At 38.2% G+C, this 13,070-nt stretch carries 21 protein-coding genes; 4 read left to right on the forward strand and 17 right to left on the reverse strand.

Annotated features, from left to right (window positions below; genetic code table 11):
- The 3 genes from tnpA to BM213_RS07245 all read right to left on the reverse strand — a co-directional run.
- Positions 1–226: IS200/IS605 family transposase (gene tnpA / locus BM213_RS07235; protein ID WP_143091181.1), on the reverse strand; the 226-nt coding region annotated here is incomplete at its 3' end.
- Positions 227–292: 66 nt separating this feature from the next.
- The gene (locus BM213_RS07240; RefSeq protein WP_244149209.1) at positions 293–628 is read right to left on the reverse strand and encodes an EamA family transporter; all 336 of its coding nucleotides are present in this window, start codon (positions 626–628) and stop codon (positions 293–295) included.
- 21 nt (positions 629–649) lie between these two features.
- Positions 650–1,513 (reverse strand): cation diffusion facilitator family transporter, encoded by an 864-nt coding sequence (locus BM213_RS07245; protein ID WP_091702474.1) that lies wholly within the window; start codon positions 1,511–1,513, stop codon positions 650–652.
- Between the two features lie 228 nt (positions 1,514–1,741).
- Here BM213_RS07245 and BM213_RS07250 point away from each other — a divergent pair, with 228 nt between their 5' ends.
- Complete coding sequence (locus tag BM213_RS07250; protein WP_091702477.1) at positions 1,742–3,052, forward strand: Na+/H+ antiporter family protein; 1,311 nt, start codon at positions 1,742–1,744, stop codon at positions 3,050–3,052.
- 143 nt (positions 3,053–3,195) lie between these two features.
- On the forward strand, positions 3,196–3,465 hold the full coding sequence (locus BM213_RS07255) for a hypothetical protein (RefSeq protein WP_208601885.1): 270 nt from the start codon (positions 3,196–3,198) through the stop codon (positions 3,463–3,465).
- Between the two features lie 2 nt (positions 3,466–3,467).
- On the opposite strand, the gene BM213_RS07260 is transcribed toward BM213_RS07255, so the two are convergent.
- From BM213_RS07260 to BM213_RS07270, 3 genes are all read right to left on the reverse strand, one after another.
- On the reverse strand, positions 3,468–4,274 hold the full coding sequence (locus BM213_RS07260) for a M15 family metallopeptidase (RefSeq protein ID WP_091702482.1): 807 nt from the start codon (positions 4,272–4,274) through the stop codon (positions 3,468–3,470).
- Positions 4,275–4,343: 69 nt separating this feature from the next.
- The gene (deoD, locus tag BM213_RS07265) at positions 4,344–5,048 is read right to left on the reverse strand and encodes a purine-nucleoside phosphorylase (RefSeq protein WP_003398678.1); all 705 of its coding nucleotides are present in this window, start codon (positions 5,046–5,048) and stop codon (positions 4,344–4,346) included.
- A 105-nt stretch (positions 5,049–5,153) separates the two neighbouring features.
- Positions 5,154–5,516 carry a hypothetical protein gene (locus tag BM213_RS07270; protein ID WP_091702485.1) on the reverse strand — a complete coding sequence of 121 codons (363 nt, stop codon included), beginning with the start codon at positions 5,514–5,516 and terminating at the stop codon, positions 5,154–5,156.
- Positions 5,517–5,595: 79 nt separating this feature from the next.
- Between BM213_RS07270 and BM213_RS15155 the strand changes: the two genes are divergently transcribed.
- Positions 5,596–5,721, forward strand: coding sequence for a hypothetical protein (locus BM213_RS15155; RefSeq protein WP_091702488.1), 126 nt, complete (start codon positions 5,596–5,598; stop codon positions 5,719–5,721).
- A 101-nt stretch (positions 5,722–5,822) separates the two neighbouring features.
- Here BM213_RS15155 and BM213_RS07280 read toward each other — a convergent pair whose 3' ends face one another.
- The 8 genes from BM213_RS07280 to BM213_RS15160 form a co-directional block, all read right to left on the reverse strand.
- Positions 5,823–6,131 (reverse strand): hypothetical protein, encoded by a 309-nt coding sequence (locus BM213_RS07280; RefSeq protein WP_077428926.1) that lies wholly within the window; start codon positions 6,129–6,131, stop codon positions 5,823–5,825.
- Between the two features lie 152 nt (positions 6,132–6,283).
- Positions 6,284–7,054 (reverse strand): sporulation protein, encoded by a 771-nt coding sequence (locus BM213_RS07285; protein WP_091702491.1) that lies wholly within the window; start codon positions 7,052–7,054, stop codon positions 6,284–6,286.
- An 81-nt stretch (positions 7,055–7,135) separates the two neighbouring features.
- Entirely contained in the window at positions 7,136–7,309 is a 174-nt protein-coding gene (locus tag BM213_RS07290; protein ID WP_003396099.1) for a YozD family protein, read from the reverse strand.
- Positions 7,310–7,543: 234 nt separating this feature from the next.
- A complete protein-coding gene (locus BM213_RS07295; protein ID WP_091702494.1) occupies positions 7,544–7,738 on the reverse strand; it encodes a hypothetical protein in 195 nt (64 codons plus the stop codon).
- An 83-nt stretch (positions 7,739–7,821) separates the two neighbouring features.
- The gene (gene bioB, locus BM213_RS07300; RefSeq protein WP_091702497.1) at positions 7,822–8,811 is read right to left on the reverse strand and encodes a biotin synthase BioB; all 990 of its coding nucleotides are present in this window, start codon (positions 8,809–8,811) and stop codon (positions 7,822–7,824) included.
- Positions 8,812–8,936: 125 nt separating this feature from the next.
- Positions 8,937–10,373: an NAD(P)/FAD-dependent oxidoreductase gene (locus BM213_RS07305; protein WP_091702499.1), complete on the reverse strand. Its 1,437-nt coding sequence runs from the start codon at positions 10,371–10,373 to the stop codon at positions 8,937–8,939.
- Positions 10,374–10,520: 147 nt separating this feature from the next.
- A complete protein-coding gene (locus tag BM213_RS07310) occupies positions 10,521–11,459 on the reverse strand; it encodes a magnesium transporter CorA family protein (protein ID WP_091702502.1) in 939 nt (312 codons plus the stop codon).
- A gap of 21 nt (positions 11,460–11,480) precedes the next feature.
- Positions 11,481–11,615, reverse strand: coding sequence for a hypothetical protein (locus BM213_RS15160; RefSeq protein WP_279625319.1), 135 nt, complete (start codon positions 11,613–11,615; stop codon positions 11,481–11,483).
- A gap of 164 nt (positions 11,616–11,779) precedes the next feature.
- Here BM213_RS15160 and BM213_RS07320 point away from each other — a divergent pair, with 164 nt between their 5' ends.
- A complete protein-coding gene (locus BM213_RS07320) occupies positions 11,780–12,067 on the forward strand; it encodes a HesB/YadR/YfhF family protein (RefSeq protein ID WP_244149210.1) in 288 nt (95 codons plus the stop codon).
- Between the two features lie 25 nt (positions 12,068–12,092).
- Here BM213_RS07320 and BM213_RS07325 read toward each other — a convergent pair whose 3' ends face one another.
- The 3 genes from BM213_RS07325 to BM213_RS07335 form a co-directional block, all read right to left on the reverse strand.
- The gene (locus BM213_RS07325; protein ID WP_003396085.1) at positions 12,093–12,512 is read right to left on the reverse strand and encodes an acyl-CoA thioesterase; all 420 of its coding nucleotides are present in this window, start codon (positions 12,510–12,512) and stop codon (positions 12,093–12,095) included.
- Positions 12,513–12,703: 191 nt separating this feature from the next.
- Positions 12,704–12,847, reverse strand: a complete 144-nt coding sequence (locus BM213_RS07330) for an acid-soluble spore protein N (protein WP_003396082.1) — start codon at positions 12,845–12,847, stop codon at positions 12,704–12,706.
- 34 nt (positions 12,848–12,881) lie between these two features.
- Complete coding sequence (locus BM213_RS07335) at positions 12,882–13,013, reverse strand: FbpB family small basic protein (protein ID WP_003396080.1); 132 nt, start codon at positions 13,011–13,013, stop codon at positions 12,882–12,884.
- Positions 13,014–13,070 lie beyond the last annotated feature (57 nt).

A 13,070-nucleotide genomic window follows, 5' to 3' on the forward strand; every position in this document is an offset into this window, starting at 1 on the left:
AATGTTGACGAGGGTCAAAAGAAATGAACAAATGAACATGATCAGGCATAATTTCCATTGCTTTGATTTGTACATCATGTTCTTTGGCAACTTCTTCAAAAATTTTTTTTAAATCTCGTTCAATATCTCCAACTAACACTTTTCTACGGTATTTTGGACAAAACACAATATGATATTGATTGAGATAAACAATCCCTTTTTTATGGGTGTATTTTTCGTTTTCCAAAAACAATCACCTCTATACTAAATATACCATAAACAATAGATAAAATAAACACATCTAATAAATTTATCAAAAAAATACGCAATTCATCCCCTTGTCTAAAGGCAGGGGCTTTCTTGCGCTTCCCCCGTAAATAAACCAATTAACGCTAATGAGTAGCGATGCAACGATTAAAGCGATGGCACGCTTTTTTTCTCGCCATAACAATCGACATGTATGCAAAAATGTAGACCAATTTTTTTGAACGATCAACAACGCAATCATAAAAAAAAATGAAGCAACAATACGATAAGATAAAATTTCCTTCGCCTCGATATGTTCGAGTAATTTCCAATACAAAGGCAATATTCCCCACAATACATAAGCGAGCAGGGCATAGATCGTGCCGAGTTTTTTATTTTCCATTTTGCAGCTCCTTCCTTCATCTCAATCCTCATGCTCATACGGCTCGATATGCACATGAGCATAAACAACGCCATATTTTTGTTCAAGCAAACGCTCAACTTGATCCGCAATGTCGTGACTTGTTACAACATTTAAATGCGGGGCGACACAAATAATAACGTCTATAACAACATCATTGCCATACATTCTCCCCTTAATATCTACCACCTGATCCACGCCGTTAATATGCTCAATGTCCTGTTTATACTTTTGTAGCGTTTTGTCATCAAACCCATCCGTCAACATATGAGACGCCTCTTTAAAAATGCCCCATGCGGTCTTGCAAATGATAAATCCAATAACAAAAGCGGTGACAGGGTCAAGCCAACGCATGTGTAACTGGGCACCTATCACACCAACAATGGTTCCTACACTAACAAGTACATCGGACAAATGATCTTTGGCAGCAGCGGCAAGCGCTTGGCTATTTGTGACGATAGCTAAACGCTTATTGAACATATATACAGCAAACATAAATACGGCTGAAGCGCCAGCCGTCCATACTGCTACTAAATCCGGCTTTACATACTCCCCTTCCTTCAACGTTTGCACCGCATTTACTAATACGTCTAATCCGATAGACATCATAATAAACGCTGCGATTAAAGAAGAAATATGTTCTGCACGCGAATGGCCATACGGATGGTTATCATCACGAGGTTTTTTTGCGATGAGTAATCCAATTAAAATGGCGGTAGAAGCAAGAATATCAGTAAAATTATTCCATCCATCTGCTTTTAATGCTTCAGAACTTGACATATATCCGACGTACAACTTAGTTAAAGATAAAACAATATAAGCACCAATGCTTACCCATGCCCCTATCTCAGGCTTCATTTGTGTCATATGCTCCACCAAACTTCTCAATCATTTTTGCGTTAACATTGTACCAAGCGTACATCGTGTGGGTCTATAGCAACAAAATTGGTTCATTGAAGAACAATAGCAAATATGCAATAACATTGCCCTTGACCAATTTTATTATTGACGGCCGATCCGTATATATGATAGATTGTTTAGTGTTTCATCACTCTACCAATTTATCAAACTAAAGTATTTATGGGGGTCACGATTATGAACGCTGTTATCGCCTCAGTACTCGTCATGCTTATTCTTAGCTTAATGCGAATGAACGTTGTGCTTTCTTTATTAATTGCATCGTTAGTAGGAGGATGGCTCGGCAAGCTCGGCCTTTCTAAAACGGTGGAAGTGTTTTCAGAAGGATTAGGAAATAGCGCCGAAGTAGCGTTAAGTTATGCGTTGTTAGGCGGCTTTGCCGTCGCTATTTCGAAAACTGGCTTACCGAACGCTATAGTTCATATCATTATAAAAACGGTTGGAAGACAAGGGGAAGGAAAAAGAAAACAATATTCCAAAGCGCTTGTTCTTCTCGTTATTTTACTCATGTCCTGTTTTTCACAAAACTTAATTCCAATTCATATTGCGTTTATTCCTATTTTGATTCCGTCACTTTTGCACGTCTTAAATGAACTACATGTGGATCGTCGGTTAGTCGCATCAATCATTACATTTGGTTTAATTACCCCATATATGTGGTTACCTACTGGATTTGGGGCGATCTTTCATGATATTGTGCAAACAAATATGGCTCAAGGTGGCCTAGTCGTTACAAAATCAGATATTCCAAAGGCGATGTTTTTACCTTCACTCGGAATGATTACTGGTTTACTTATCGCTTTGTTCACGTATCGAAAACCGCGTGTATATAAACAAGTAAACCTAGAAAGTGAAGACACGCAATCGTTTCAACAACGTGAGGTGTGGTTTGCGATCGTCGCTGTCATGGTCGCCTTAACTGTTCAACTTCTGCTCGATTCCATGATTTTTGGCGCATTCGCAGGAATCGTCGTCATCTACTTCAGTGGATGTATTCGTTTAGCAGAAAGCGATCGTTTATTAACAGACGGAATGCGCATGATGGCATTTATTGGATTTGTTATGTTAAGCGCCTCAGGTTTTGCTAACGTATTAAAACAAACCGGGCATATTGAGAAACTTGTTGAACAAGCAGCTTCTCTTATTGGGCATAACATGGCGCTTGGTGCATTACTTATGTTAATTGTCGGGCTGCTCATTACGATGGGAATCGGGTCTTCATTTTCTACCGTCCCAATTATCGCAACCATTTTTGTTCCGCTTTGTATGAAGCTTGGACTTAGCCCAATGGCAACCATTGCGATTATTGGCGCGGCTGGCGCGCTTGGTGATGCAGGGTCACCTGCCTCAGATAGCACACTCGGTCCAACATCCGGTTTAAATGTTGATGGTCAACATCACCATATTTGGGATACATGCGTTCCAACATTTATTCACTACAATATTCCCGTTATTATTTTCGCATGGATCGCAGCCATCGTACTATAAATATAAAGGAGCTACTTTCACGGTAGCTCCTTTTTTGTCGAAACATTTTCGCGCATTCCGACATTTTTTTCAAAAGAAATATGTTAACGTATTGTAAAGTATATTTCAATTTCGTAAATATGCACAGAGGAGGGATTGAAACGATGATTTCACAATTTATCGGTCAAACAGAGGCAGCGATGCTCCACTTTTCCAGCTCACTATTGGCAGAGATCGAATTAAAAATTAAGAAAAAACAAATTATTTCACAACATCAAGCAATAAAATATGCGAAACGCCAAATTGAATTATTTGTAAAGCAACTACATTTGCGTAAAGGGCTAACTGCTGTATATCAATCTGAATTATATATTTACGTATCCAAAAAACTGGCTCACCTATTTAAACGATATCGTATTCTCCACTGTTTATAGTCTCATATTTTCTTTACGATTTGAAAGTATTCCTCTAGCGTAATTTGTTTCTCATAAATTACTTTGGCAGCTTTTTCACCGACATAACGCAAATGCCAAGGCTCATACTGGTATTTTGTTATATGTTCTTTTCCTTTTGGGTAGCGAATAATGAAACCAAATTCATGCGCGTGCTCAGCTACCCATTTTCCTTCTAATGTGTCACCAAATGCAGGTGTTATCGCATATTGAACGCTTGGACTTGTAATATCGATCGCTAATCCTGTTTGATGTTCACTTCTTCCAGGCATCGCAACAGCAACGACGGCCTTTTCTTCTCCTAATCGTTGAACTTCAGAGGAGAACAATTGTTGTTGCCGTTCATACGAACGATAACCCGACACTGCATACAACATGATTTGCTGTTTTTTTGCTGCTGTAAACATTGCTTCTAACGCCTTGGCCGCTTCTGCGCGCATATAACGTTTTTCGACATTTGTCTCTTTAAACGTAAACGGAACATTCGGAATGACTAAGTCAGCTGGTTTATAGTCGGATGGCAATTGTTGCTCCTTATTTACTAGGACTAATATGTTGTCCGGATTAGTAATGACTTTTATCCCATTTTGCACTTCAATCTGGTTCCAAAACCGTTCTTCAAGTACGAGCTCCTCTTGTTCCTCCGCTTCAGAAGACGGCGCTGGCGTTTCAGACGATCGTGCCGGCTGTTCGACTTGTATAGGGGGACTAGGTTTTTGTTCTTGCTCATACAATCCAGACGATTGACAGCCACTAACGACCATAACAAAACAATATAACCATTTTTTCATCTCTTTCTCCCTCACGAATGGAAGAAAGCTCCGCGGAAAGTAATCCACAGGAGCTTTCTAATTATTTACTTATTGACGGATAGCCGTTTCAAGCGCAACCTCAATCATTTCATTGAACGTCGTTTGTCGTTCTTCAGCCGTTGTCTCTTCTCCTGTTAAAATGTGATCACTTACCGTTAATACTGACAACGCTTTGCGACCGAATTTAGCAGCTAGAGTGTAAAGCGCTGTCGTTTCCATTTCTACCGCTAACACGCCGTAACGGGCTAGCTTTTCAAATTGCGCATTTTCATTATAAAACATGTCGGCTGTAAAGACACTTCCAACTTTTAGTTGCAATCCTTTTTCTTTTCCAATTTCATATGCTGTTTTCAGCAAGTCAAAGTTAGCTGTTGGGGCATAATCAATGCCTCCGAATGTCATACGATTCATTTGAGAATCGGTTGAAGATGCCATCGCTAAAATGACATCACGAACTTTGACATCTTTCTGGATCGCCCCACATGTTCCAACGCGAATTAATGTTTGAACGTTGTAGCTTTGCATCAGTTCAGTAATATAGATAGAGATGGACGGAACCCCCATCCCTGTTCCTTGAACGGAAATACGATGCCCTTTATATGTACCGGTAAATCCGAGCATTCCGCGAACTTGGTTATAGCAAGTCGCCCCTTCTAAAAACGTTTCAGCAATATATTTTGCGCGAAGCGGATCCCCTGGAAGCAAAATTTTATCCGCGATGTCATGTTCTTTTGCACCAATATGAACACTCATTTTTTTATCCTCCTTCTTCTGTCCATTCTTGCATATATACTATACCACAATCCTATGTTTCTCTAAAGTGTTGTTTTTCATGTACAAAAAAAGAGGGGAGCCCCCTCAAGACATTTTCCGGAAATACTTCGGCTTCACGTATAAAACTTTTTTATCTTCACTGACAACATATTTTTTCTTTGCTTGCTCATAATGTTCATACATGAGGTAGCAAACAACGTAAATTGGCAACATCGCTTCTAAAGAAGCTAAATAAATGAGGTAAAATGGGTGCTCGCTTGTTTCAAACATTCCACTAAACACATAGTAAGCGCTTGCAATAACAACGTTAGTTATACTAATATTAGCGAAATGAAGAAGGAAAATTTTTCTTCTCCGTCCAACGAGCCGCTCTAGCTCAAATTTAATAAACAATGAACAGAAAATCGCAATAACCCCGATGACCGCAGAAACAGTGAATGCAAACATTGCTCATCCCACCTCATATGTATATTTTTTGCCATCTTGTCGATGTTAATAAGTAACTTGATGTAAAGGAGGGTTCCAATTGGGAAAAAAACACCGCAATCGTATTAATAGCCCGAAGAAGAACAATCATGTTCCAAAAGAAATACTGACCGCCGAAGCTGAAGCACACGATAAAGAGTATAGTGCAGAAGAGCGAAAAAAATAATCCCCTTGTTTGCACAAGGGGAATTTTTTATCATACTCTAACCTTGTGCTAATTGTCTATATACAATATAGCACAATTTTGTGAACATTTAAAGACATTTTTTATCGTACATGCATACGGTGAATACGCTCCCATCCATCTGGGCTTAAGCGATAAAAAAATTGTCCATATCTTCCTTCGTCAATGAGCAAGATGTCGCCTGTCCCTACATAGCGTGCATCATAATCTTTCGGCACTAGATCAGGAACGTTAAATATTCGATAAACTTCTGCTAATACGTCATCGTGATCTTCTCCGTTTACTGTTAAGCGATATACTTGCCGATACCCTTTTATTTGACCAAATTGTGGAGTTTGAAAAAGCGTTACATCGTAACATTGCGTTGATTTTAATATTTTCTCCATAAACATCCGAATCACCAATATCCACTCCCTTTTTTCTTTTTGTAACTATTAGCGATTCGTTTTGTCGATTCCTTTTTCATTTTTTTACTATTTTTGTCGAATATATATAAAATTCCGACATAATTATACATAAAAAAGACCGGGGGCTCCCAGTCTTTTTAAGCGTATCGTCGAATGAGTGAAGCAAGATCTGTTTGTAATGTTTGGATGTGCTGTTCATTAATCGTCACGCGAATGAACGTCTCATCTAAATCGAGTGCTTCCGCAAACAATCCAGCCAGCCCTCGCGCACGTCGATCCACTTGAATAAGCAATTCAAACACATTTGCCCCTTGGGCAAAAAAAATGATTTCCACTTCATCAAGCTTCCCATGAAATTCTCCTCGAACTGGTACAAACTCAAACTCTTGAACAAAAGGAAGTCGCTTACGAATACGATAAGGAGCTTCTTTACATTCGGCTTCTTTCAATCGGAATCCTAAGTTTTTCATCACTTGAAATACCGCATTCATCACTCGGTTAGGTTGAACACGAATATAATCTTCGTCCATTGGGTCAATCGCATTTTTTATGTCAAGTCCCGTGTGCAACCATACTCTTGCTTTTCCAACTGTGATCGGTGTATCAAGCGGAAGAGAAAAAGAAAACGGAAACTCTTTCTTTTCTCCGGCACGAATGACAAAGGACTGAGCGATTTTCCACTTTTCAATAATTGCATGTTTCGTCACTTTTCGATCATCGACTTCCTTCGTATATGTGGCACAAAGGGATAAATATATATCATCAATCTGTTGATCTATGCTCCCACCTGTCACCTCAACGATTCCTATCATACGTTCACCAAGCGATAATTGTGACTCATACAATTTTGTATCTACCTTCGCTGCACCAATTCCAATACTTGCTAACAGTTTGTTGAATAAGCCCATAAAAATAGCCTCCTCTTATTTTTCATTTCCTATATGTATGTTATAACATTTCAAATAAAAAACGACGGAACGACCGCCGTTTTATTCATCAACCATTTCCTCGTCAATAATACATTTTTCAATTAAATAATCAAACATAATATCTGCTATTTCTTCAATTTCGCATTCCGTCGGAACAAAGCCCCTTCGAACAAGTTCATTGTAAAAGAACTCTGCAATTTCTTCCGTATCGATAACCACTTCAATTTCTTTCACAATATCGCCCCCTTTGTATTATGTTATGAGAAAATCATTCACTTATGTCATCCGTTTTTTATGTATATTTGCCGTTATATACACATACGTTGAAAGTAAAAAGAAACGGAGGACAAGCTTATGGATGAACGAATCGATCGATGGATGGAAACAATAACGAATACATTATTTTATAGCATCATCTTTTTTTGCGTTCCTTATTTCATGTATGTGGTATGGAAATATTTATAATTTTTATTCGCGTCGTTTCCGCTTTGTAAACTTTTTAAGCTGCTCGACAATTTGCTCCATCATTTGCTTATACTGTTCATCGCCAAATCGTTCGTACAGCCATTTATAGTCGTTATAAATATCTAATAACCCATCAATAATCTCTCGTTCTTCTTGTTTCCGACGCAGACGCTCATTTTCAAATTTCCTTGATATCACATGAATGTCACTCCAATGTTAAACATGATGATTAGTAATAGTATATGTACATATAAAAAAGCCGACACACAACGTCGGCTTTTTTATATCGCATAAGATGCTGGAGCAAAGTCAACATCAAATCCTAAATCCTCTAACATTTGAAAATCAGCATGTTTTTCTTGTCCAGCTGTCGTTAAATAATCTCCAACAAAAATAGAGTTTGCAGCATATAAACCGAACGGTTGTAAACTGCGTAAATTTACCTCTCTCCCTCCGGAAATACGAATTTCTTTCGTTGGATTGATGTAACGGAACAACGCCAATACTTTCAAACAATAGCGTGGATTTAATTCTCTTGTCCCTTCCAACGGTGTTCCATCAATCGCATGAAGAAAATTTACTGGAATGGAGTCTGTATCTAATTCCTTTAAACTTCTAGCCATACGAACTACATCTTGTTTCGTCTCTTTCATACCAATAATGACACCAGAGCAAGGAGACATCCCCGCTTCTTTGACCGTTTCTACTGTCCGCACACGATCATCGTATGTATGGGAAGTCGTGATATAAGGGTGGTGTTCCTTTGATGTATTAATATTATGGTTATAGCGATCGACACCCGCCTCCTTTAGACGTAACGCCTGTTCCGGTGTTAATATTCCTAGACAAGCACATACTTTCAAACCGTATGTTTTTTTAATTTCTTTCACCGCAGATACAACAATATCAATTTCCTTATCACTCGGTCCTCTTCCACTCGCAACGATACAATATGTCCCTATTTTTGCTTCATACGCCCGTTTTGCTCCTTGTAAAATTTCATCCTTGTTGACCATTTTATATGTCGGAACAGGGGCTTTAGATATGGCAGATTGCGAACAATACCCACAGTTTTCTGGACACAATCCTGATTTCGCGTTCATAATCATATTTAATTTCACTTTATTTCCGTAATACGTTTTACGAATACGATACGCACCTTGCAGCAATAATAACAGCTCTTCATCCGGACAATTTAATATCGAGAGCGCTTCATCGTCTGTAATTTCCCCCCCAGCCAATACACGGTCAGCTAATAATAACCAATCCATTGTTCTCCCCCTTTACTTCTAATTACCAATAATCGTATTCGATCGATCTATATATGTCAACAATATTTTTTTGTTAGTTAACAAGAAATAGAGAGAACGTCTCGCTAGAAATTTCACTTCATAGATCATAAAAACGTTTCGACAATATTTCTGGCAATCCATACCCCACACGCTCCTGCCTGCGCAAGTCCACGTGTAATCCCTGCACCATCTCCTCCAACATATAATCCTGAGATTTCCGTTTCAAAACGTTCGTTTAACTTTGGACGTGCGGAATAAAACTTCGCTTCAACGCCATAAAAGAGCGTATGTTCTGAAGCAATACCTGGAGTAACATCATTTAGCGCTTCTGTCATCTCAATTAAACTTTTCATTGTATTATATGGAAGGACAAGCCCTAAATCCCCCGGAACAGCTTCTTTTAACGTCGGTTCGATAAATCCTTCTTTAATTCGTTTTTCAGTTGAACGTCTACCTTTTAAAATGTCTCCATATTTTTGTACAATAATGCCACCATTAGATAGCGCATTGGCTAAACGAGAAATTTGATGAGCATATTCATTCGGTTGATCGAATGGATCAGAAAATTTATGAGAGACAAGAAGAGCAAAGTTTGTGTTGCTGCTTCCTAACTTTGGATCTTTATACGCATGACCATTTGCAAGCATAATACCGGAATGATTTTCAACAACAACATGACCGGACGGATTACTGCAAAAAGTCCGAACTTGCGTCCCAACGGATGTATTAAAAATAAACTTACCTTCATATAAATGCTTATTAATTTCCTCCATCACTACATTAGACGTTTCCACTCGAACACCAATATCAACTTGATTATTTATCATTTTCAATCCGCGCCGCTTCAATATATTCGTTAGCCAAGCGGAACCATCACGTCCAGGAGCAATAACGATCCGATCAGCATAAAGCACATCTCCATTTTTCAATTGAATACCTTTGACGTGATTCGTACCGTGTATCTTTTCAGTTACAATATCACTGACTTCCATCTTAAACATCATATCAATATGGTTTCGCAAATATTCATATATACTCTTTAAAATTTCTAAGTTTTGTTCTGTACCGAGATGGCGAACTTGAGCACGTAGCAACTTCAATCCAGCAGCATAGGCGCGTTTTTCGATTTTCCGCACTTCATCTGTAAGTGGGTCTGTAAGCGCATGAGTCGCACCGTGCTTTAAATTAATGTCGTCAACATAACGAATGAGTTCTAACACAACCGAGGCAGGCAAATAATCGGTCATCCAACCACCAAACTCACTCGTAATGTTAAACTTGCCGTCCGAATAAGCACCTGCTCCTCCAAATCCGTTCGTAATCGAACAAGCTGGCAAGCAACCTGCATAATCTTTTTTCCCAACTGGCGGCGGGCATTTCTCAATCTTTTTCTGCAAAATCGGGCAATTTCGTTTATAAATATCGTGTCCTTTATCAACAAGCAACACGCGTGCTCCTGGCAATTTTAATGTCAATTCATAACAAGTAAAAATTCCTGTCGGCCCAGCACCAACGACGATCACATCATAACGATTGTTCATTATTCATCCCTCACCTTTTCTTTTTTCCGAATGTTAATATACTAGAAGATCCTTTTATAGTCAATAAAAAACGATCTTTTTTTAATTATAATCACCTAAATGTTCGTGTTTATTTTGCATAAAAAAAGAACGGTGTATACCGTTCCGTTAAAAATAACGCTTCTTCCAAAAAACAAACGCTGTAATACTTGAAAAGGCTATCGAAACACCTAAAGCAACTAAATAAGCATACGATTTATCTTGATACGGAATCGGGACGTTCATTCCATAGAAACTCGTCACCATTGTTGGGAAGGAAATGACGATCGTAATCGCAGCTAAAAATTTCATTACGATATTCAAATTGTTTGAAATAACAGAAGCAAACGCATCCATCATCCCACTTAAAATGCTACTATATACTTCCGTCATCTCGATTGCTTGTTTATTTTCAATGATAACATCTTCTAACAATTCTTGATCGTCTTCATACATACGTAAATAGTTTAACCGAAGCAACCGTTCCATCACAATATTGTTCGCTTTTAACGATGTAGTAAAATAAACAAGACTCTTTTCTAAACTAAGCAAAGAAAATAACTCTTTATTTTGCATCGACTGATGTAGCTGTTTTTCAATTTCACTTGTTTTGCGATTAATTTGTTTTAAATATCTTAAATAATATGTTGAAATCATATATAACATTTGCAAAGCAAAACGCGTTTTCATATACGTATAAAAGTTTTTTACTTTATTTTTTGTGAACTCTTCAAAAATTGGATTTTCTTGAAGACAAACCGTAATAAAACATGTATTTGTAATAATCATCCCGATCGGAATCGTTTCATACGTTGGAATGTTTCCCTCGTCATACGTAATAATCGGAATATCAACAATGATCAGTACGTGATTGTCTTCTTTCTCAATCCGTGAACGTTCTTCATCATCAAGCGCATCTTTAATTGAATCGATCGGAATATTAAGATGTTCCGCAATATAACGAATTTCGCTTTCTGTTGGAGATACGAGATTTACCCAACACCCGTTTTTCAACTCATGAATTTCTTCTAATTTTCCTTGTTCATTTGACAAATACATATTCATCATGGCGTAACCCCCCTATCTGATCTACAAGAGGTAAGCGCCGCTTTTTTGTCGTTGGAGCGCCTGTTTCGTTCGTGAGCAGTACGTTCCAGCGCCAAAAAACGAAGCTACTTCCCCTATTATTGCTGGTTCTGGTTCATTTGTACTCGTCCTGCTCATAACGGAACTGTCACTCCTTTCGCTTTCATGTTCATTACGGATTAATGATACATGTTTTGCCACCATTTGTATAGTTACTTTTTTATTTTTTCTCGAATGAAGCGTCTAAAATAGAAAAATGGTTTTTGTTCTTCTATAATTGTTTATAAAGGATGGTGAACATAATGAATATACACATGTGCGATCAAGCATTTCAGTGGTACAAAGAAGAGCTTCAACTACAACGGGGGGACTTCGTTCGCTTTTTCGCTCGATATGGTGGTTGTAGCACTGTACAAAAAGGTTTCTCTTTAGGGGTGAATAAGGAAAAGCCAATCGATGCCGCAGTGACGTTAGAAAAAGATGGGATCGTTTTCTTTATTGAACAAAATGATACTTGGTATTTCGACGGCCATGATTTGTATATTGAGTTTGACGAAAAACAAAACGAGCCAGTATTCACATACAAATAAAAGCAAAAGCGGGGGGATACCCGCTTTATCTCTTTTTTGCACGTTCATACGCTTCATGCCAATCAGGAAAATATTTTCTAATTAAAACAGGCTGAAACGTTTCCTTTGTCACGCAAACATGTTTTGAAGTGGCCGTGGCAGCAATTTCGTTTGTTGACGTTAATACTTCATATCCGTAAACGACTCGAATGCCGTCATATGATTCTACCCATGTTTTGATCGTCGCCGTTTCTCCATACCGCAGCGGCTTTTTATAAGAAATTTGCAAATCGATGACGGGAGATACAATTCCCCTTCTTTCCATATCTGCATATTGAAACCCGAGCTGTTGAATAAAATGAGCCCGTCCAATTTCTAACCAAATGACATAATTCGCATGATAAACAACCCCCATTTGATCTGTTTCTGCGTAGCGAACTTCAATTTCTTTCTGCGAAACCATCATCTTTTCTCACTCTCCGAGTCTAACGATACTTTATCTTCATTCTACCATAAACATATCAAAGCAGAAACGTACACACACGAAATTGATTATAGCATGTAAAAAGCCGCACAGATGCGGATTTTTACAATTCATATTATTTTATTTACTATAATATAGTTATGTAAACTTTAAATAAGGGCGAGTACTCGCCCTTATTCCCCTTTTGTCTGAATGACTTGTGGATGTTGACCAGATTGATCTTGCATTTGCTTCCCCTTGTTGCCGCCTGCCGCTCGTGGTTTTGTTCCAATATGTTGCGGTACAAATGGCTGTTGATTGCTTTTTGGGTTACCCATTTATTCATCCCCCCTCCCTTATAGTATGGCTTTATTACTCTGCTTTATGAAGCCAACGCGTTTCCATTTTCTCTTCCAATTTTTCTAATGCGTTCGCATCGTTCAATAGTTGTCTTTTATTTTCCATCACAAGTTCTGCGAATGTCCGCTTTCTTATTTTTCGCATCGCTCACTCACCTACTTTTTATTTTTTTCTATCTTTTCCAAATATAACGAAAAGTAT

This window comes from Anoxybacillus pushchinoensis (assembly GCF_900111795.1).
Lineage (GTDB): Bacteria > Bacillota > Bacilli > Bacillales > Anoxybacillaceae > Anoxybacillus > Anoxybacillus pushchinoensis.

Bases quoted from the DNA above. Each gene is read 5' to 3' on its own strand.
- BM213_RS07240 (WP_244149209.1), bottom strand. From the start codon at position 628: ATGGAAAATAAAAAACTCGGCACGATCTATGCCCTGCTCGCTTATGTA.
- BM213_RS07245 (WP_091702474.1), bottom strand. From the start codon at position 1,513: ATGACACAAATGAAGCCTGAGATAGGGGCATGGGTAAGCATTGGTGCT.
- BM213_RS07250 (WP_091702477.1), top strand. From the start codon at position 1,742: ATGAACGCTGTTATCGCCTCAGTACTCGTCATGCTTATTCTTAGCTTA.
- BM213_RS07255 (WP_208601885.1), top strand. From the start codon at position 3,196: ATGATTTCACAATTTATCGGTCAAACAGAGGCAGCGATGCTCCACTTT.
- BM213_RS07260 (WP_091702482.1), bottom strand. From the start codon at position 4,274: ATGAAAAAATGGTTATATTGTTTTGTTATGGTCGTTAGTGGCTGTCAA.
- deoD (WP_003398678.1), bottom strand. From the start codon at position 5,048: ATGAGTGTTCATATTGGTGCAAAAGAACATGACATCGCGGATAAAATT.
- BM213_RS07270 (WP_091702485.1), bottom strand. From the start codon at position 5,516: ATGTTTGCATTCACTGTTTCTGCGGTCATCGGGGTTATTGCGATTTTC.
- BM213_RS07280 (WP_077428926.1), bottom strand. From the start codon at position 6,131: ATGTTTATGGAGAAAATATTAAAATCAACGCAATGTTACGATGTAACG.
- BM213_RS07285 (WP_091702491.1), bottom strand. From the start codon at position 7,054: ATGGGCTTATTCAACAAACTGTTAGCAAGTATTGGAATTGGTGCAGCG.
- bioB (WP_091702497.1), bottom strand. From the start codon at position 8,811: ATGGATTGGTTATTATTAGCTGACCGTGTATTGGCTGGGGGGGAAATT.
- BM213_RS07305 (WP_091702499.1), bottom strand. From the start codon at position 10,373: ATGAACAATCGTTATGATGTGATCGTCGTTGGTGCTGGGCCGACAGGA.
- BM213_RS07310 (WP_091702502.1), bottom strand. From the start codon at position 11,459: ATGATGAATATGTATTTGTCAAATGAACAAGGAAAATTAGAAGAAATT.
- BM213_RS15160 (WP_279625319.1), bottom strand. From the start codon at position 11,615: ATGAGCAGGACGAGTACAAATGAACCAGAACCAGCAATAATAGGGGAA.
- BM213_RS07320 (WP_244149210.1), top strand. From the start codon at position 11,780: ATGAATATACACATGTGCGATCAAGCATTTCAGTGGTACAAAGAAGAG.
- BM213_RS07325 (WP_003396085.1), bottom strand. From the start codon at position 12,512: ATGATGGTTTCGCAGAAAGAAATTGAAGTTCGCTACGCAGAAACAGAT.
- BM213_RS07330 (WP_003396082.1), bottom strand. From the start codon at position 12,847: ATGGGTAACCCAAAAAGCAATCAACAGCCATTTGTACCGCAACATATT.
- BM213_RS07335 (WP_003396080.1), bottom strand. From the start codon at position 13,013: ATGCGAAAAATAAGAAAGCGGACATTCGCAGAACTTGTGATGGAAAAT.